19 protein-coding genes and 1 pseudogene are annotated in these 17981 nt (G+C 62.9%); 8 read left to right on the top strand and 12 right to left on the bottom strand.

The genetic code is table 11. The features are described 5' to 3' along the window. The first annotated feature begins 86 nt into the window (after positions 1-86). Positions 87-449: an MmcQ/YjbR family DNA-binding protein gene (locus AC1DNK_RS04410; protein ID WP_477939521.1), complete on the top strand. Its 363-nt coding sequence runs from the start codon at positions 87-89 to the stop codon at positions 447-449. Here the strand turns inward: AC1DNK_RS04410 and AC1DNK_RS04405 are convergent. Then, positions 440-1060: a glutathione S-transferase family protein gene (locus tag AC1DNK_RS04405; RefSeq protein WP_477939519.1), complete on the bottom strand. Its 621-nt coding sequence runs from the start codon at positions 1058-1060 to the stop codon at positions 440-442. The genes AC1DNK_RS04410 and AC1DNK_RS04405 overlap by 10 nt on opposite strands. A 137-nt stretch (positions 1061-1197) precedes the next feature. Next, a complete protein-coding gene (locus AC1DNK_RS04400) occupies positions 1198-1563 on the bottom strand; it encodes a DUF4406 domain-containing protein (protein WP_310291705.1) in 366 nt (121 codons plus the stop codon). A 119-nt stretch (positions 1564-1682) separates the two neighbouring features. On the opposite strand from AC1DNK_RS04400, the gene AC1DNK_RS04395 reads away from it, so the two are divergent. After that, the gene (locus tag AC1DNK_RS04395; RefSeq protein ID WP_477939517.1) at positions 1683-2438 is read left to right on the top strand and encodes a DeoR/GlpR family DNA-binding transcription regulator; all 756 of its coding nucleotides are present in this window, start codon (positions 1683-1685) and stop codon (positions 2436-2438) included. Here AC1DNK_RS04395 and AC1DNK_RS04390 read toward each other — a convergent pair. Together AC1DNK_RS04390 and AC1DNK_RS04385 are read right to left on the bottom strand one after the other, a co-directional pair. Beyond that, positions 2413-3162 (bottom strand): hypothetical protein, encoded by a 750-nt coding sequence (locus AC1DNK_RS04390; RefSeq protein ID WP_477939516.1) that lies wholly within the window; start codon positions 3160-3162, stop codon positions 2413-2415. The genes AC1DNK_RS04395 and AC1DNK_RS04390 overlap by 26 nt on opposite strands. Before the next feature lie 161 nt (positions 3163-3323). Continuing rightward, positions 3324-4328 (bottom strand): asparaginase, encoded by a 1005-nt coding sequence (locus AC1DNK_RS04385; protein ID WP_477939515.1) that lies wholly within the window; start codon positions 4326-4328, stop codon positions 3324-3326. Between the two features lie 150 nt (positions 4329-4478). On the opposite strand from AC1DNK_RS04385, the gene AC1DNK_RS04380 reads away from it, so the two are divergent. Next, a complete protein-coding gene (locus tag AC1DNK_RS04380) occupies positions 4479-5216 on the top strand; it encodes a DUF3750 domain-containing protein (protein WP_477939514.1) in 738 nt (245 codons plus the stop codon). 12 nt (positions 5217-5228) lie between these two features. Here AC1DNK_RS04380 and AC1DNK_RS04375 read toward each other — a convergent pair whose 3' ends face one another. Genes AC1DNK_RS04375 through AC1DNK_RS04365 form a run of 3 tightly spaced genes read right to left on the bottom strand, consistent with a single transcriptional unit; the run spans position 5229 to position 6883 of the window. Next, positions 5229-5768, bottom strand: a complete 540-nt coding sequence (locus AC1DNK_RS04375) for an ester cyclase (protein ID WP_477939513.1) — start codon at positions 5766-5768, stop codon at positions 5229-5231. Between the two features lie 22 nt (positions 5769-5790). After that, complete coding sequence (locus tag AC1DNK_RS04370; protein WP_477939511.1) at positions 5791-6165, bottom strand: VOC family protein; 375 nt, start codon at positions 6163-6165, stop codon at positions 5791-5793. A 4-nt stretch (positions 6166-6169) separates the two neighbouring features. Next, positions 6170-6883, bottom strand: coding sequence for an SDR family oxidoreductase (locus AC1DNK_RS04365; RefSeq protein ID WP_477939509.1), 714 nt, complete (start codon positions 6881-6883; stop codon positions 6170-6172). 121 nt (positions 6884-7004) lie between these two features. On the opposite strand from AC1DNK_RS04365, the gene AC1DNK_RS04360 reads away from it, so the two are divergent. Further along, positions 7005-7901, top strand: a complete 897-nt coding sequence (locus AC1DNK_RS04360) for a LysR family transcriptional regulator (protein WP_477939507.1) — start codon at positions 7005-7007, stop codon at positions 7899-7901. Positions 7902-8012: 111 nt separating this feature from the next. Further along, positions 8013-9224, top strand: a pseudogene (locus AC1DNK_RS04355) (MFS transporter). Here the strand turns inward: AC1DNK_RS04355 and AC1DNK_RS04350 are convergent. Next, on the bottom strand, positions 9221-9838 hold the full coding sequence (locus tag AC1DNK_RS04350; RefSeq protein WP_477939506.1) for a helix-turn-helix transcriptional regulator: 618 nt from the start codon (positions 9836-9838) through the stop codon (positions 9221-9223). The pseudogene AC1DNK_RS04355 and the gene AC1DNK_RS04350 sit on opposite strands and share 4 nt — an antisense overlap. A gap of 107 nt (positions 9839-9945) precedes the next feature. Between AC1DNK_RS04350 and AC1DNK_RS04345 the strand changes: the two genes are divergently transcribed. Continuing rightward, on the top strand, positions 9946-11367 hold the full coding sequence (locus tag AC1DNK_RS04345) for an MFS transporter (protein WP_477939504.1): 1422 nt from the start codon (positions 9946-9948) through the stop codon (positions 11365-11367). A gap of 222 nt (positions 11368-11589) precedes the next feature. Here AC1DNK_RS04345 and AC1DNK_RS04340 read toward each other — a convergent pair whose 3' ends face one another. The 4 genes from AC1DNK_RS04340 to AC1DNK_RS04325 all read right to left on the bottom strand — a co-directional run bounded on the left by AC1DNK_RS04340 (position 11590) and on the right by AC1DNK_RS04325 (position 15595). Next, the gene (locus tag AC1DNK_RS04340) at positions 11590-12588 is read right to left on the bottom strand and encodes an NAD(P)H-quinone oxidoreductase (protein WP_477939503.1); all 999 of its coding nucleotides are present in this window, start codon (positions 12586-12588) and stop codon (positions 11590-11592) included. A 77-nt stretch (positions 12589-12665) separates the two neighbouring features. Further along, complete coding sequence (locus AC1DNK_RS04335; RefSeq protein ID WP_112386386.1) at positions 12666-14471, bottom strand: EAL domain-containing protein; 1806 nt, start codon at positions 14469-14471, stop codon at positions 12666-12668. 154 nt (positions 14472-14625) lie between these two features. Continuing rightward, a complete protein-coding gene (locus AC1DNK_RS04330) occupies positions 14626-14868 on the bottom strand; it encodes a ribbon-helix-helix domain-containing protein (RefSeq protein ID WP_477939502.1) in 243 nt (80 codons plus the stop codon). A gap of 175 nt (positions 14869-15043) precedes the next feature. Further along, positions 15044-15595, bottom strand: coding sequence for an HdeD family acid-resistance protein (locus tag AC1DNK_RS04325; RefSeq protein ID WP_477939500.1), 552 nt, complete (start codon positions 15593-15595; stop codon positions 15044-15046). 141 nt (positions 15596-15736) lie between these two features. Here AC1DNK_RS04325 and betI point away from each other — a divergent pair, with 141 nt between their 5' ends. Together betI and betB are read left to right on the top strand one after the other, a co-directional pair. Next, positions 15737-16393, top strand: a complete 657-nt coding sequence (betI, locus tag AC1DNK_RS04320; RefSeq protein WP_477939499.1) for a transcriptional regulator BetI — start codon at positions 15737-15739, stop codon at positions 16391-16393. A 2-nt stretch (positions 16394-16395) separates the two neighbouring features. Next, positions 16396-17859 carry a betaine-aldehyde dehydrogenase gene (gene betB / locus AC1DNK_RS04315; protein ID WP_477939498.1) on the top strand — a complete coding sequence of 488 codons (1464 nt, stop codon included), beginning with the start codon at positions 16396-16398 and terminating at the stop codon, positions 17857-17859. The last annotated feature ends 122 nt before the right edge of the window (positions 17860-17981 follow it).

The following is a 17981-nucleotide window of genomic DNA, read 5'->3' as shown; positions in this document are numbered from 1 at the left end:
AGGAAGGGAGGAGCGTGTGCGCCCATCTAGTGCTTCAGGCAATCTGACGGGCTCCGGGCACGGTGACCCGCGGATAGGGAGCAGCCATGACGGCCGACACGATGGACAGCATCTTCACCCGCCTGATCCGGCTTGCAGCCGAGGCGGGATTGCCTGGCGTCGAAGAGAGCACGTCCTTTGGCAACCCTGCCCTCAAGGTCGCGGGCAAGGCCTTCGTTTCGGTGAAGAACAACGAGACGCTGGTGCTGTCGATGGCCATTCCCGACAAGGAGCAGCTGATCGAGATGGCGCCGGAAATCTATTTCCAGACGGACCACTACAAGGGATGGCCGTCTCTGCCGGTGCGCGCCGCCAATATCGGCGACGGCGAATTGCGGCAGCGGCTGATCAATGCCTGGCTGTTCCGGGCACCGAAGAGGCTTGCCGCCGCCTTCAGCCGTCAGGCCTGATCGGCCGCCAGCGCTGCGTTGACCGCCGGGCGTTCCAGCATCCGGGCGTAGTGAGCGGAGACCTTGGGAAACAGCGCCATATCGACACCGTCGCCGGGTAGCCACCTGGCCATGGTGAAGAGGTAGGGATCGGCAACGCTATATTGCCCGCCCATCACCCAAGGGCCTTCGAGCATCTTGTCTTCGATCATCTGGAAGCTCTCGGCCATGGTCTGTGGCACCTTGGCGGCCATGGCCGCAATGGCGGCGGGATCATCGGCCCAGCGGCTGCCGCGGCGGCTATGCGCATGGTTCACGTGCACGGTCGAGGCGATATAGCTGTTGAAAGCCTGCATGTGGGCGAATTCGAAGGGATCGTCAACAGGCGCCAACTTTGCCTGCGGCGCGATTTGGGCGATATAGGCAAGGATGGCAACGCCTTCGGTCAGCACGCCGCGATCGGTGACCAGTGCTGGAACCCGGCCCTTCGGATTGATCTTCAGGTACTCAGGCGAGCGCTGCTCGCCGTCCTTGAGGCTGAGCTTTCTCGGCTCATAGGCAAGGCCTGCTTCTTCCAGCGCAATCAGCGTTGCCAGCGCGCAGGTACCCTGGCCGAAATAGAATTTCAGCATGGTGATCTCCCTTTATCGGGAGAGGTATAGCCTGCCGCCACTGGGGAGCCTATGGGCAAATTGGACGCATTTGAGATGCTCATCCCGCCTCTCATCCCCGTGCTTTGCAACAGGCACGGGGATGAGAGACAACAGGCTCACGCCGCCGCGGCACACCCCGGCACGTCCTCAAGCCGGTACCAGACGGGAATGCCCCGCTCCCGGGCAATCCGTACGTCGTTATCGGCGCCCTTGGATGCACCGGGAAGGCGCAGCACGCCCTCGCAAAGCTCAAGCAGGCGATGGGCGACGGGATAGAAGATTTCCTCGTGCAGCGCATCGCCGATCGTCTTGCCGCCCGCAGCATGCCAGACCGGCAGCGCCACCCATTCGCCGATCATCGGGACATGGCCCGCCTTGAACAGGGCATAGGACGGCGCTTCCAATGCCTTCAGGTTCGCCGCCATTTTCACCGGGTCGTCACCCGTTCCCGACCGGTAGGGACCGGCAATCAAAATCAACATGACCAAACTCCACAACTCCCGGCGTCATGCACGGGATTTCACGATAATGCGCGAAATTGCTTGCATGTCGAGTCATAGCGGGCATTATCGCGGAGTTTCGTAAATTTTCGTGCAGGACAATGCTGACCACACAACGCAAATCCCTGATCCTCGATATCCTGCGCCGGGACGGCCAGGTGATTGCCAAGCGCGTTGCCGAGGAGTTCTCGCTGTCCGAGGACACGATCCGCCGTGACCTCAGGGAGATGGCGGGCGAAGGATTACTGAGGCGGGTGCATGGCGGAGCGCTGCCGGTTTCGCCCGATCTGCCTGATCTTTCAGCCCGGCGCGCGGTTGCTTCGGAGACGAAGCAGCGGCTCGGCGGTTTTGCGGCTGCGATGGTGAAGGCCGGGCAGATGATCTTTCTCGATGGCGGCACGACGACGGCGGAGATCGCCAGGCGGCTGCCGCGCGACATCGCCTTCACGGTCGCGACCCACAGCCCGACGATCGCCGCCGAGCTGGAGCATCACCCGACGGCCGAGGTGATCCTGACCGGCGGGCGGCTTTACAAGCATTCGATGGTGGCAACGGGGGCAGCCGCGATGACTGCGATCGCGCAGCTCCGGCCCGACATCTTCTTTCTCGGGGTTACCGCCGCCCATCCCGTGCACGGACTGTCGACCGGCGATTTCGAGGAGGCGGCGATCAAGCGGCATATCGCCCGCTGTTCGGTGGAGACCTATGTGATGCTGACGGAAGACAAGCTCGACCGCGCCTCGCCCTGCCCTGTGCTCGGCATCGGCGACGTCTCCGGAATGGTCATCCCCGAAGGGATCGGCGAGGAGCGGCTGGCGCCCTACCGCGCGCTCAACGGCGCGATCCTCGAAGCGTGAACGGCTCCAGCAGGCGCTCGCGCAGGACCGCCGCATCCTGCGGCAGCAGCGTCGCGCCAAGCCCGGCAGCGAACATCACCAGCACCGCGTAGGCAGGGACCATGCTGCCGGTGCCGAGATCGAGCACCGCTTCCAGCGGCGCCTGCGCCCCGGCGAGCGTCTCAGCGAGCGAGGGCATGCCGATGAAGCGGGCGGGCGCGGCGCCGAAGCCCGGCGTTTCGGCGAGAGCAGTCAGCGTGCCATAGGCGGCGCAGAACCAGAGAAGCCCGCGCAGCCACCGCCATTCGCCGAACGGGACGGTGCGCCCCTCCTCGAAGGGGATCGCCAGATAGGCGCAGAGCAGATTGATGAACAGGAAGGCGGCAGGCACGCTTTCTGCCACCATTTCCGGCCGCAGCTGGCCAGTCCAGCCGGCAGCAAGGATTCCAGGAAAGGCCGCCGAGGCATAGAACCAGACGAGTGCCGCTACGGCCCAACCCCATCCGCAGCGCAGATAGCGCAGCCGCCCCACGGTGCAGATCACCATGATCAGGCTCGCCAGGCCCATGCCGGCAGGTTTCATGGCGCCCGACATGCTGACGACGATCGGCCCGCAGGAGCCGGCGACTTCAGCGCAACCGGAGACGGCGACGACGATCCAGGTGACGTAATCGAAGCACATGGAGAAGAACAGGAAGATCGCCACGGCGATCAGCATCCACCAGATATAGCGGCCTGCAAACATATCCTGCCCTCATGGCATCGAGATCGAAACCCCACGTTTCGAAAGCCGCGCCATTGTAGGACAAATCCCGGCGGCCGCACGCGCCGTCGCCGGAATTGGTTTAATCCATATTAGTATTTGCTGATTTTTGTAAGGCTGATGTGCCGCAACGGCACGGATGATCAGGCGAACGCAGCCGTGGCGCGCACCTCGCCCACCACTACGCCATTGCGATTGTGGATCGGCCGGGTGGCAATCGCCATCAAGGCCGCATGCGTTTCGCCGCCCTTCTCGAAAAAGCGGGCGAGCGTGGCGGCGACCATGGCTTCGGCGGCGCGCGTCGTGCCGTCCTCGCATTTCAGCGCGACAGCAATTCCCTGCTCCGGAAGCGTGGCGCAGAAGACGCCCTCGGCGCCAGTCTTGGCGAAAATCTTGCCGGGGGCAATCTGCATCAGCGCCGTACAGGTGCCGCCGGTCCCGGAGACATAGAAGGGCTCGGCCATGCAGGCCTCCATTAACCGCTTCGAAGCCTTGGCGCGGATCGGCTCGAGACCATTGCCCGTCGTCATCTTCGCGAAACCATGGGCAAGCCGCTTCAGCGGCACGGCATAGGTCGGGATGGCGCAGCCGTCGATGCCGCAATTGTCATGGGCGAGCACGGCGCCCGTCAGACTTTCCATCGTGCCGCGGATTTGTTGCTGCAGCGGATGATCGTAGCCGACATAGCCCTTCAGCTCGATACCCTGATGAACACAGGTGCAGACGAAGCCGGAATGCTTGCCGGAGCAATTGTTGTGCAGCGCATTCGGCTTGTCGAGCGTGCGGGCCTGATGGATCAGCGTATCCTGATTGGACGACCAGTGTGTGCCGCATTCGAGCACGCTTTCATCGCGCCCGGCGCGCGCCAGCATAGAGGCCGCCAGCGCCACATGTGCATCCTCGCCGTAATGCGAGGCGCAGGACAGCGACAGCTCCTTGTTACCGAACCCGAAGGCATCGGCAGCACCGCTTTCGACCAGCGGCAGCGCCTGCATCGCCTTGCAGGCCGAACGCGGGAAAACGGCGGCATCCGCATCACCCAGCGAAAACACCACCTTGCCATCGCCATCGACCGCAACCACCATGCCGCGATGACGGCTTTCGACGAGCGAACCACGGGTGACTTCGACGGTGACGGGATTGGACATGGGGGATATTCCGGGTGGTTGACAGGGATGCTGAAGGCATAGCGCCGTCCGCCGATAAAGCAACGCCTTTCAGCCCGCCGTCAGGCGCAATTGCGCCATCATGATCGGGAATATCGTCCTATCGGTGCTGGCTCGGGGGCTTTGGCGACTATGCGGTTTTTCAAGCGGCTGTTTCTGGCGATACTCATCATCTACCTGCTTCCGGCGCTGGCTTCGGCCGGATGGTGGGCGCTGAAGGAGCGGCCAAAGAGCTGGCGGGAGGCGAAGTGGACGTCATCGGGCGTGCTGCCCAAAGCGGATGCCGATGGCGAGGCGGCGATCTACATCCTTTCGGCGGCGACCGGCGGGATGAAGGGTGCTGTGGCCAGCCATTCGTGGATCGTCACGAAAGGGACAGGCGACGAGGCCTATAACCGCTACGACAAGGTCGGGTGGGGCTCGCCGATCCGCCGCAACAATTATCAGCCGGATGCCTACTGGTACTCAAACACGCCTCATATCGTACGGGCGCTGAAGGGACCGGAAGCGGCAGCGCTGATCCCGGCAGTCGAGGCAGCGATCCAGTCCTACCCCTTCGCCGCGACCGGCGATTACCGGATCTATCCGGGCCCGAACTCCAACAGCTTCGTCGCCCATGTGCTTCGAGCCGTGCCGCAACTCGGCACCGTGCTGCCCCCCGATGCCGTCGGCCGGGATTTCCTGACCGACGGGCGCTTCTTCGAGATCGACCCTGACGGACGCGACATGCATGCGACGCTCTATGGCCTCATCGGCTTTGCGGCTGGCGTGCGCAGCGGCTTCGAGGTGCATTTCATGGGACTGGTGGCGGGCGTCGATATCGCCAATCCGGGTGTGAAGGTTCCGGCGTTCGGGCGGGTTGGGATCTGAGGGCGTCCCGCCTCATTTCATCGATACGATGCCCATCTGTTTCAGAAGTGCCAGATTGTCCTCGATATGCCAGTTGTCGGTAACCTTGCCCTTGGTGACTTTCAGCAGATCGGTGGCAATGAACTCGATGGCCTGCCCGGAGCCCTTGGTGGTGCCGAATGCGCCGGTGAAATGGCCGCGGAAGATCATGTGTACGGTGACGTAGTCGCCTGCGACGATCATCTTGCGGACCTCGACCGAAAGGTCGGGAACGGCAGCTCGGAAATTTTTGGACGCGAAGGCTGGCCCTTCAGGACCTTGCGGCCTGCCTTCCGGCAAGGTGTGATCGGTGAAGGCGGGTGCGATCGCCTGCTTGAGATCGGCCTCGTCGCCGGTGTTCCAGAAAGCATAGAAATGCCGGGCGGCAGCTTCCGTGCTCTTTTCGGCATGCCCCGGTTTCGGCGAATGCACGATCTCGTCGATCTTCAGCGGCGCGGATGCGCTGGCCGGGAAAGCCACCGATGTTGCGATGGCAATGGCGGCAAGGCCGGCCTTGAGGGTTGCAGTGATCATCGTATGTTCCCTTTTCTATCGCTCAGTTGGTCTTGGCGTCTTCGCGGAAGACGAGTTCGAGGAGGATGCCGCCGGGCGTGCGGACGAAAAGGCGCCGCTCGCCAAGCTCGGGTAGGTCCATGGTGGAATAGGCTGTCGCGGCATCGTCAAGCTTCTTGCGGAACACCTGATAGCCCCGGAGGCGGAAGCCGACATGATCGATGGTTTCCGCATCCCTGCCAACGGTAGCGCCGGCGCCGGGAATGAGATGAACGACAGGTTCGCCTTCGTCATAAAGCCAGTAGCCCGGGAAACCGAAGTCCGGACGGGCGCCAACCGTCAATCCAAGAAGATCCTCAAGAAAGACCTTCGTGCCTTCCAGATCCGCGGTGCGCAGCGTGACATGATCGATCAGCATGGCATCACCCGATCGCGCCGCCGCCATCGACACGCACGGTCGAACCGGTGGCAAAAGGCGTCGTCATCAGGAACAGCACGGCATTGGCGATATCGGATGGTTGCCCGATCGTCTTTGCGGGCAGATTGCCGGCAATGCGCTCGAACATGGCATTTCGGTTTGCCTCATCCATCTTCGACCAGAGCGGCGTATCGATGACACCCGGCGAGACGGCATTGACCCGGACGGGCGACAATTCAAGCGCAAGACCGCGGGCCAGCGATTCCAGCGCGGCGTTGATGGCGCCCTGCAGGACCGAGGATGCCGAAGGGCGTTCGCTCAGGAAGCCGGAGATGAAGGTCAGCGATCCGCGTTCGGCGAACTGCGCGGCCCTGGCGATGCGATAGGCGCCCCAGAACTTGCTTTCCATGGCGCGCTTCGCATCGTCAAGCGAGAGCTTGCGCACAGGCCCCGATGGGGTCTGCGCTGCGGAAATGACGATATGATCCCATGCGCCGCTTGCCGCGAGGAAGGCCTCGACGCTGCCGGCGTCGCCGGTATCGAGAACCGCCGTCGCCACGCCGCCGCCGATCAAACGCGCTGCTGCGGCAAGCTTGTCTGCGGATCGTGAAGCGATAGTGACTGCGGCGCCTGCGGCAGCGGCCTGCTCTGCGACGGCAAGACCGATGCCGGAGCTACCGCCTACGACGAGAACGCGCTGTTTTTCCAAGGATGTCATCTGTTGCTCTCCTCTATACGACAACACCGTGCCGCGGTTTCGATGGAGGGACTGTAGCCCGCTCTCGTTGTTGTCAGAATGGATATTGTTGTCGATAGTCTCTTGCGATATCAGCAATAATATGAGCGACAACTTTCTCGACATGCTGGTCTTCGTGCGGGTCGTGCAGGCGAAGAGCCTCTCCGGCGCGGCTCGCGAGCTCAACTTCTCGCTGACGGTTGTTAGCCGGAAGCTCTCGCGGCTCGAAGAGCGGCTCGGTGTGCGGCTGGTCAACAGGACGACCCGCTCGCTGGCTTTGACCGAAGAAGGCGCGCGCTTCTACGAGCGTTGCGTCCAGATCCTGGCCGAGATCGACGATGCCGAAACCGAGGCTTCGAGCGGAAGCGACAGGGCAAGTGGGGTCTTGAAGGTCACCTCGACCTTTGCTTTCGGTTGCCGCTGGCTGGCGCCGATCCTTTGGGACTTCCAGCAGGCCCATCCCGACCTGCATGTCCATCTGGACACCAATGACGGCGTCGAGAACATCGTCGATGCCGGATATGATCTTGCCATCCGTTTCGGATCGCTCTCCGACTCCAGCCTGATCGCCCGCCAGATCGCGCCCAACCGGCGCGTCATCTGCGCGGCGCCGGCCTATCTCGACCGCCGGGGACGGCCGCAGACTGTCGACGATCTTCCCGGCCACGACATCGTCGCCTTCGGAGAGCCGCCGAACACCCATTGGGTTTTCGCCGATGGCCGCAGCGCCAATGTCACCAGCAGTCTCACGACCAACAACGGCGAGCTTGCCCACCGCTGGGCACTTTCCGGCGCGGGACTGGTGCTGAAATCGATATGGGATGTCCGCGACGACATCGATAGCGGCAGGCTCGAGGTGGTGCTGCCCGAAGCACGGCTTGCCGCCGCGCCGATCCACGCGGTCTTCCCCCATAGCCGTCTCGCCGCCGCCAAGGTCAGGCTCTGCATAGACTATCTCTCGGTGACGCTGCGCAAGGCATTCCGGGCGGAGACGCAGTAGGCGGATCACGCCAGTTCGCAGCGCATCACATGAATTGACACCGGTATCACAAACAATCGTTTTTCGATGGCAGCAGGCAGGATTAGAGGTAGCGCATCAGGAATCACAGTCATGCCCTCTGCCTTTTCCGTCATCCTCCGCGAACCGAAAATCCGCATTCCGGCCGTCACACTGGTGGCGCTCGCCTTCACCTATGCTTCGACGCTGCCTTATCAGTCGATCATCGGCATCAACGAGCTTGGGATGAGCGACGGCGCCTATTCGGCGCTGGTGTTCTTCTCGGCGCTGGCCAATGTGGCGACCAGCCTGACGCTGGGGATATGGTCGGACCGGATGGCCGACCGGCGGCCGCTGGTGTTGGCGCTATCTGTCTGCGGCATGATCGGCTTCGGCTCGGTCTTTGTCTTTCATACCGCGCCGGTTTTCATCCTCTGCGTGCTGCTGCTGATCCCGGCGAGCAACTCAACCTATTCGATCCTGTTTGCCAGCATCCGCGCGACGACCAACAGGATGGATCGCGGGCTCGCGGGATCGATCTCCTCGACGGTGCGGGCGCTCTATTCGGGGTGCTGGGCGCTGGCGCCGGGGGTGATCGGACTTTATCTGGCGACGGCGCAGTCGAAGACCCCGGCCTATGGGATTGCCGGGGCGGCGAGCCTCACCTGCTTCTGCCTGTATTTCTTCTTTGCGGGGAAGACGCCGAAATCATCGGGGCCGCTTGCCGATGCACCGGGTTTCCTGCCATCGCTGAAGCGGATCGCCCAGCCCTATATCCTCAAGCGCATCATCGCCATGTCGCTGCTGCTCGGCTTGCAGCGGCTGAACACCATGCTGTCGCCGCTGATCATCACCCATCCGGCCGGCGGCACGGTGGTCGATGTCGGCTTCATGGCGGGGCTGGTCGCCTTCCTGGAAATGCCGTTCATGATGATGTGGGGCGCGCTGCAGAAGCGCTTCCGCAACGTGCATATCCTGACTGCCGGGGCGTTGATCTAATGTCTTTACCTGACGCTGGCAGGCTTCGCCTCGGCGCCGTGGCATATCTATTCGCTGGTGCTGATCAATGCCTGCGGGGCGGCCGCCATCCTCAGCGTGCCGATCACCTATCTGCAGGACCTGATCGCCGACCGGCCGGGGCTCGGCAGCTCGCTGATCTCGGTCAGCGTCTTCATCAGCAACGGTGTTGCCGCAACGATCTTCGCGATCGGCACGACGCTGACGGATTATTCGGGGACGGCGCAGATCGCCGCCCTTGCCGGTCTCGGGGCGATCGGCTTCCTGCTGGTGCTGGAAAGCAGCAAGCGGCAGCTGAGCGCAGCTTAGGCGCTGATCCTATAAGCGCAGCGGCGGGCGCCGAGCAGGATATGTTCGGAGCGTTCGACGGTAGCGCCAAGCACGGCGCGGAAGGTTTCGATCTCCGAGCGGCAGAAGCCGGCGCAGACAGCGGCGGCAGCGCAGATCGGGCAGTGGTTTTCGACCAGCATGAAGGAGCCGTCCTCCTCCTGCCAGCTGTCGGCCATGTATCCCTCGCGGCTTCTGATGGCGGCGAGCTGGCCGACGCGATCGGCAAGCGCCGGAGCCGAGACATCCTGCCGGTAGCGGGCGAGCGTCTCTGTTTCGCGGGCCGAAATGACGGCATCGAGCGCGCCGGGGCCGAGCTCAGCGGTGATGATGCCGAGCAGGCCGGCGGTGAGTTCGGCATGGCCATCCGGGAAGGTCTGATGGCCGGCGGCGGTGAGCTGCCAGAGTTGTTTCGGGCGACCGCGGCCGGATGACGGTTCGCTCACCGGCTCGGTGAGCCCCTCCTCGGCGAGCTTGGTCAGCTGCTGGCGGGCGGCCTCGGCGGAGATGCCGAGATGATCTCCGACGGCAGGGCCGAGCTGCGGGCCTTCGGTCTTGAGCAGAAACAGGATACGGTTGGCAGGCGATTGGCGCATTTATTTTTCCAAGTCCACACTTGTTTTAATAACACAAGCATGCAATTTCCAACTTATAAATTGGAAAATAATCTTCCGCCAGGGAAAACACATCAAGGCATACAGGCATGACCAGCATCGAACAGGGCGCCGCGCCCAAATCCTCCGTCCTCCAGCTTTTCACCCCTCGCCTGCTTCCGGCCACGCTGATGCTCGGCGGCGGCGTGACGCTCTATGCGGTCGAGAGTTACATCATGGCGACGATCGCGCCGTCGATCGTGCGCGATATCGGCGGGCTGCCGCTGCTCTCTTGGGTAACGACGCTCTATGTCGCGGCGGCAGTGCTCGGCTCGATCTCGGTAGCGATGCGGCCGCGCGGCATGGGGCTCAGGATTGCCTATGTGTTCGGCGCCGTGCTGTTCGGCGCGGGCAGCCTCGTCTGCGCCGCCGCACCGGTGATGGAAGTCGTGCTCGTGGGACGGACGATCCAGGGCTATGGCGCCGGGATTCTGGCAGCGCTTGCCTATGCCTTCGTGCGCTTTGCCTTTCCTGAGCCGCTCTGGCCCAAGGCTTCGACGCTGTATGCGGCGATCTGGGGTGTCGCGACGCTGCTAGGGCCGAGCGCCGGGGGATTGTTCGCCGATGGCAGCAACTGGCGGCATGCCTTTATCGTCCTGGTGCCGCTCGGCGTGCTGATGGCCGTGCTGGCGCCGTGGCTGCTGCCGAAGGCAACGGATGACCGCGCCGAGGGACGTATCCCCTTCGTGCAGATCGGCCTTCTGATCGGCGCGGTGCTCCTCGTCAGCATTGCCGGAACGCTGGAACAGACCGGCGGCAAGGCGGCGCTCGTCGCTCTCGCCGTCATCGCCATCGCGCTGATGCTGGTCATCGAGCGGCAGGGGCGGACACGGCTGCTGCCCACCGGCGCGGTGACGCTCAGCAAGCCGGTGGCGCGTGTCTATCTCACCATGTTCACGCTGCTGATCGTGCTGACCAGCGATATCTACATTCCCTATTTTCTGCAGGCGCTGCATGGCGTGACGCCGCTGATCTCCGGCTATCTGACAGCGCTGGTGGCGCTCGGCTGGACCTTTGCCGCCTTCTTCAGCGGCAATCTCAGGGGGCCTGCCGCCATCAAGGCGATCATCGCCGGATGCGTGATCGAGGCACTCTCGACGGCGGCACTGGCGCTGCTTCTGGCCCGCGAAAACCAGACGGCCGAGATCCTGATCCTTGCGCCGGCGGCCTTCGCGATGCTGATGATGGGCTTCGGCGTCGGTCTCGGCTGGGCACATCTGGTGACCAAGGTGCTGCAGCTGGTGCAGAATTCCGAGCAGGACAAGGCTTCGGCGGCGATCTCCACGGTGCAGTCGCTCGGCAGCGCCTTCGGTGCAGCCATCGCCGGGGTCATCGCCAACAGCACGGGGCTGGTCCATCCCGGTGGGATCGCTGGCGATATTGCGGCGGCGCATTGGCTTTATGCGGCGATGGCTTTGCCGGGGATTGTGACGGTGATCACCGCGCTGTCGCTGCGGGACAAGGCGGCCTAGGCCATTTGGAGGGCATCCTCGGCTGAATATCTACAGGTGAAGTAGGGTTTCGTTGGATCCTCGGGACAAGCCCGAGGATGACGGCCAGATGATATCGTCTTCGCCTGCAGCGAGAGCGCCCAACCCAACTTCGTCATCCTCGGGCTTGTCCCGAGGATCTAGCGAACCACTAGGTCAGCCGGTGCAAATGCAGGCCCGAGCATGACACCAGTCGGGTGACACTCAGACCTTCAACATGATCTTGCCGATATGGGCGCTGGTTTCCATGCGGCGATGCGCCTCGACGACATCGTCGAACGCAAACACCTTATCAATGACCGGGGAGACCGTCCCGGCTTCAAGCAGCGGCCAGACCTGGGAGAGGAGATCGTCGCGGATGGCGCGCTTCTCTTCGGCGGTGCGCGGGCGCATGGTCGAGCCGGTGACCGTCAGGCGCTTGACCATGATGGGTGCCAGGTTGACCTTTTCAGCCACGGCGCCGCCGAGGAAGGCGATGATCGACAGGCAGCCGTCTTTCGCCAGCGAGGCGATGTTCTTCTCGAAATAGGCGGCGCCGATCATGTCGAGGACGATATCGACGCCCTCGCCCGCGGTTTCCGCCTTGATGACTTCGGCGAAATCCTCGGTCTTGTAGTTGATCGCCCTGGTGGCTCCGAGCCCGACGCAAGCGTCGCATTTATCGGCCGAACCGGCGGTCGCGTAAACGGTGGCGCCGAAAGCCTTGGCCAGCTGGATCGCCGTCGTGCCGATACCGCTGGAGCCGCCGTGGATGAGGACGCTTTCGCCTTCCGTCAGGCCCGCCATCTGGAAGAGGTTGGCCCAGACGGTGAAGAAGGTTTCCGGCAGGGCGGCGGCCTTGACCGCGTCGTAGCCGTTCGGGAACGGCAGCGTCTGACCGGCCGGAAGCAGGCAATATTCGGCATAGGCGCCGCCATTGGCGAGACCGCAGACCTTGTCGCCGACAGTGTAGCCAGAGACGCCAGGGCCGATGGCGGCGACTTCGCCTGCAAGCTCGAGGCCGAGGATCGGGCTGGCGCCCTTCGGCGCCGGATAGGTGCCCTGGCGCTGCGCCACGTCAGGGCGGTTTACGCCGATGGCCAGCGTCTTCACCAGGATCTGCCCCTCGCCCGGAACCGGCAGCGGACCGCTGGCGATCTTCATCGCCTCGGGGGCGCCGAAGGTTGGAAGATCGACGTAACGCATGGTCGACGGCAGGGGCATATCCGGTCTCCTCATTCCGAAAGCACAGGAGATAATTCAGCCCTGCCGCCTTGGAAAGGCGCGAAGTGGCAATGGCGTCAATTCGCCTCGCCCAGATGATTGAAGACCAGACCGTCGATGCTTTCCTTGGCATGCGCCTTGACCTGGGCGATCTCGGTGCCGACGCGGTTGATGTCGTCGATGACGAGGCCATCGGGCAATTCCAGCACGCCGATCGAGCAGCGCATCAGCGGGAACAGCGCCTCGGCGCCGGAGCGGTCGTGGCCGCGGATGCTGCCCTTGGCGCGGTCCTGATCCGAATAGAGGGCCAGCACGTCCTCATGAAAATCGCTGATCAGCCGATCGAGGATTTCGCGAAGCTCGGCCTGGGTCCAGCCGACAACGCCGATGAAGAAATCGTCGCCGCCGACATGGCCAAGGAAGTGGCGTTCGGCGAAGAAATAGCGGCGCATCAAGGCGGCAAACAGCGAGATCGCGTGGTCGCCGAGATGGAAGCCGTAGGCATCGTTGAACGGTTTGAAATTGTCGAAGTCGCAATAGCAGAAATGCCTGACGTCATCGCCGTCGCGGCCGGACTGGCGCATGAAATCGCGGATCGCGTGGTTGCCCGGCAGGCCGGTCAGCGGGTTCTGGTCCTGGGCAATCTTCAGCTGCTTCTCGTTGATCACCTTGATCAGCGATGCGGCGGAGACGACACCGGCATAGCGCATGTTGTCCGTCAGGATCAGGCAGTTGCTGCCTTCCATATTGGCGAAGATCGACATCAGCCGTTCGGCATCGCTGTCGAGGCTGACGATCGGGGCGATCTCGACGAATTGCGAGATGGTGCGCTCGTACATCTTGTTCTTCAGCAGATCGCGACCGAACGGATGGTAAATATACTGCTTGAGATGATGCTCGTGGATGATGCCGCGCGGCTCGCCATTGGCGTTCAGTACCGGGAAAAAGGCCTGGCGCGGATTGCGGCGGAAGAGTTCGAAGACCGTATCGATGCTGTCGTTTTCGAACACCGTCGGCAGCATTTCGATCTGCTTGCGGATCAGGATTTCGTCGAGCGACTGGGTGTTGCGCTTGCTCTTGCCGAGATCCTGCAGATGGGGGAAGGCCGGAACGAGCTCGGAAATGTGCGTGGTCGGGCGGGCGATGAACCAGCCCTGGACGAGATCGACGCCATATTCGCGGCAAGCCAGAAATTCGGCTTCGGTCTCGATGCCCTCGGCGATGACGCGGGTGCCGAGAACATGGGCGATGTTGACAATGTTCTTCAGGAGATGGCGCTTGCGCGGCTTGCTGTCGATATCGGCGACGAAATGCCGGTCAATCTTCAAGTAGTCGACGGCATAGTCGCACAGAAGCTTCATCTCGCCGTGGCCAACGCCGAAATCGTCGATCGCCAGCTTGAAACCGGTACGGCGCAGCTTCGAAACCAGCGCCTCGAACTCGGGCACGCTGGTGTTGTCGAAACGCTCGGAAAACTCGAAGCAGACGGAGGACGGCGGCAGGTTTGCGGCCTTCAACTGCTGCAGCAGGTTTTCGATCAACCGGTCGCCATGCGGGATCAGGCGGACATCGAGATTGAGGAAGAGTGTCGAGGTGGCGTAGTTGCCGAGGGTGGCGAACTTGGCGAGCGCACGGCTGGCGACCATCTGCTCCAGCGGCAGCAGCTGATTGGCGCGAAAGGCTTCGTCGAGGATTTCTATCGGGGAATCGAAGCCGATGCGCTCCTGCCCGCGCATGAGGGATTCGTAACCGAATACGGTGCCGGTGCCAGCCTCGACGATCGGCTGGAAGGCGTTTTCTACGACGAGCTTTGCAAGCGTCACGATCTGATCGCTGGCATAGCGGCGAACGACGCCGGGCTCGACGGCGGCAGTCAAAGACATGCCATTCTCCACTGTGAATTCTTGTTTTTCGCAGCGAAGATGGAGGAGAAGGGTCAACGAACCCTTTCGCCAATGTGAAACTTTTGTGAAAGCTGCAGGCGCCCGTGGCACCCACAAAACATTTCAGCTTTCTCTTATTTTATCAGCCGCTTAGCTATGCAGACCGGCGGCGGACCGCTTCGTGATCTGCGAACATGTCGGCCACGCAGCGGCCGCTGCCGGCATGGCTTTCGCCAGCAAGAATTTCGTCCTTGTATTCGCCGAGCTTGCGGGCCGCATCCCAGAGGCGGAGCGCCTCGCGGACCACTTCGCTGCTCGATGCATAACCGCCGCTATCGACGGCATCACGAATGCCTGCTGCCTGTACCGGTGATATGGAAACTGTGACCATCGGCATGAAATTCCTCCCTTCGTTTTGCCGGGCAGAACCTGCCCAACGGGGGACGCATGACCATTCTTGGCATTCTTACCGGCTGTCCAATCGCCGCTGCCTTGGTATGCGTTAATTTTAGACCTGCGTCATATGCTTGTCAAAAAAAGAAATAATCCGTGATCGAGCCTGTGGATTACGGTCATAAACTCCGCCGCAGCGCCAGCCCGAAGGCGAGGATGGTCGAGCCCTGCAAGAGCAGATCTGCAGCCAGGAAAAGCCCGAGGATCCAGAGGCTGTTGACGGGCCAGCCGAGGGCGATGACGAAGCCGGCAAGCGCGGTGACGACACCGCTGGCGACGATCCAGCCCCAGCCCTTCACCGGCTTCATGCGGCGGCCGATGAAGACGCGGAAGACCCCGGCAATGATGAGGGCGACGGCGAGAAACAGCGTCAGCGCCGCCGATGCCAGGATCGGGTTGATGAAGGCGAAGACGCCGGCCAGCACATAGAGTAGGCCGCTCAGAACCCAGAAGAGAATGTGATCCCAGCCTCGCACCTGAAAGGCATGGGCGAGATAGACGATGCCGCCTGCCAGCATCAGCATGCCGACATAATAGACCGAGGCGACGGTGGCGACGAACAGGTTTGCGAAGGCGATGACGCCGCAGATCATCAGCAGGACGCCGAGCCCGGCGAACCACATCCATTTCGGCTGCAGGGACGAAGACGGCATTCCCAAGACGCTTGCCATGACGCACCTCCTGTTCCGGTCGATATGCTGCAGAATTGCAATCCGGAAAGGGCTGCGTTTCGAGGCGGGAGCACGAAAGATTTTTATTGATTGGTCAGTCAATCAAAAATAAGGTGCTGCCAATCTGGAAAGATGGACATCATGCCGAAGGTTGGAATGGAACCCGTGCGCCGCAAGGCGCTTGTCGATGCCGCGCTGCGCGTGATCGGGGATCACGGTTCGCTGACCGTCACCATGTCCGAAATCGCCCGGCAGGCTGGTGTGTCCCCCGCCCTTGCCCACCACTATTTCGGCAGCAAGGAACAGCTGCTGATCGAGACGGTCCGCTCGCTTCTACGCCAGTTGCGCAACGACGCGGTGACAGCGCTGAAGGCGGCCGCTACGCCGCGTGAAAAACTCTCCGCAGTGATCCGCGTCAGCTTCCAGGCCGATCAGTTCGCGCCGGAGACGATTGCCGCCTGGCTCGCCTTCTATGCCGAGGCGCAGAGCTCGGAGGAGACGCGCCGGTTCCTCGTGATCTATGCGCGGCGGCTGCGCTCCAACCTGCTCGCCAATCTGAAGGCCCTCTGCCCCGCCGATGCCGCAGAACGCATCGCCGAGGGCGCTGCGGCGATGATCGACGGGCTCTATATCCGCCAAAGTCTGAAATCGGCACCGATCAGTATCGAGGCTTCGATCGGGTTGACGGAGGATTATGTGAACGCGCTGCTGGCGACCGCCGCCCCTTCATCCGGCCCTGCGGGCCACCTTCTCCCCGAGGGGAGAAGGGACGAACACCACGAGCCCAAGGACAAGTGACCATGAAAGCCCAGCCGAAAGCATCGCATTTCATCGACGGCGAATATGTCGAGGATGACGCGGGCAGCGTGATCGAGAGCATCTATCCGGCGACCGGCGAAGTCATCGCCCGGCTGCATGCGGCAACGCCTGCGATCGTCGAGAAGGCGATCGCCGCTGCCAAGCGCGCCCAGCCGGAATGGGCGGCGATGAGCCCGACGGCGCGCGGGCGCATCCTGAAGCGGGCGGCCGAGATCATGCGTGAGCGCAACCGCGAACTCTCCGAACTCGAGACGCTCGACACCGGCAAGCCGATCCAGGAAACCATCGTTGCCGACCCGACCTCGGGCGCCGACAGCTTCGAGTTCTTCGGCGGCATTGCGGCGACGGCTCTGAACGGCTCCTATATCCCGCTCGGCGGCGACTTCGCCTATACCAAGCGCGTGCCGCTCGGCGTCTGCGTCGGTATCGGCGCCTGGAACTATCCGCAGCAGATCGCCTGCTGGAAGGGCGCGCCGGCCCTGATCGCCGGCAACGCGATGGTCTTCAAACCGTCTGAAAACACACCTCTCGGCGCGCTGAAGATCGCCGAAATCCTGCTGGAAGCCGGTCTTCCCAAGGGGCTCTACAACGTCATCCAGGGCGACCGCGACACCGGCCCGCTGCTGGTCAATCACCCTGATGTTGCCAAGGTTTCGCTGACCGGCTCGGTGCCGACAGGCCGCAAGGTCGCGGCATCGGCGGCCAGCCATTTGAAGCATGTGACAATGGAGCTCGGCGGCAAGTCGCCGATCATCGTCTTCGACGACGCCGATATCGACAGCGCCATCGGCGGCGCCATGCTCGGCAATTTCTATTCGACCGGCCAGGTTTGCTCCAACGGCACCCGCGTCTTCGTGCAGAAAAAGATCAAGGGCGAATTCCTGGCGCGGCTGAAGAGCCGCACCGAGGCGATCGTGATCGGCGACCCGATGGATGAGGTCACGCAGTTCGGGCCGATGGTCTCCTGGGCGCAGCGCGAGAAAGTGCTCGACTATATCGAGAAGGGCAAGGCCGAGGGTGCGACGCTGCTCACCGGGGGCGGCATTCCGAACAACGTCTCCGGCGAAGGCTACTACGTTCAGCCGACGGTGTTTGCCGATGTCACTGACGGCATGACGATCGCCCGCGAGGAGATCTTCGGGCCTGTCATGTGCGTGCTCGATTTCGACGACGAGGCCGAGGTACTCGCCCGCGCCAATGCCACCGAATTCGGCCTCTCCGGCGGCGTGTTCACCGCTGACATGACGCGCGCCCACCGCGTCGTCGACCAGCTGGAAGCCGGCACATTGTGGATCAACACCTACAACCTCTGCCCGGTCGAAATCCCCTTCGGCGGCTCCAAGCAATCCGGCTTCGGCCGCGAGAACTCGGCAGCGGCGCTGGAGCACTATTCCGAACTGAAGACCGTCTATGTCGGCATGGGGCCGGTGCAGGCGCCTTATTGAAAACCACACGCTAGCCTTCGAGCAAGCTCGCCCCCCTCTGGCCTGCCGGCCATCTCCCCCTCAAGGGGGGAGATCGGCAAGTGGTTGGTTTCCCGCCAAGCCGGAGACGTGAGCGAGCGGCC

It is taken from the genome of Rhizobium sp. 01N424 (assembly GCF_056399485.1).
The sequence above is the reverse complement of the archived record's forward strand: the minus strand, read 5'-3'. Positions and strand labels throughout refer to the sequence as shown.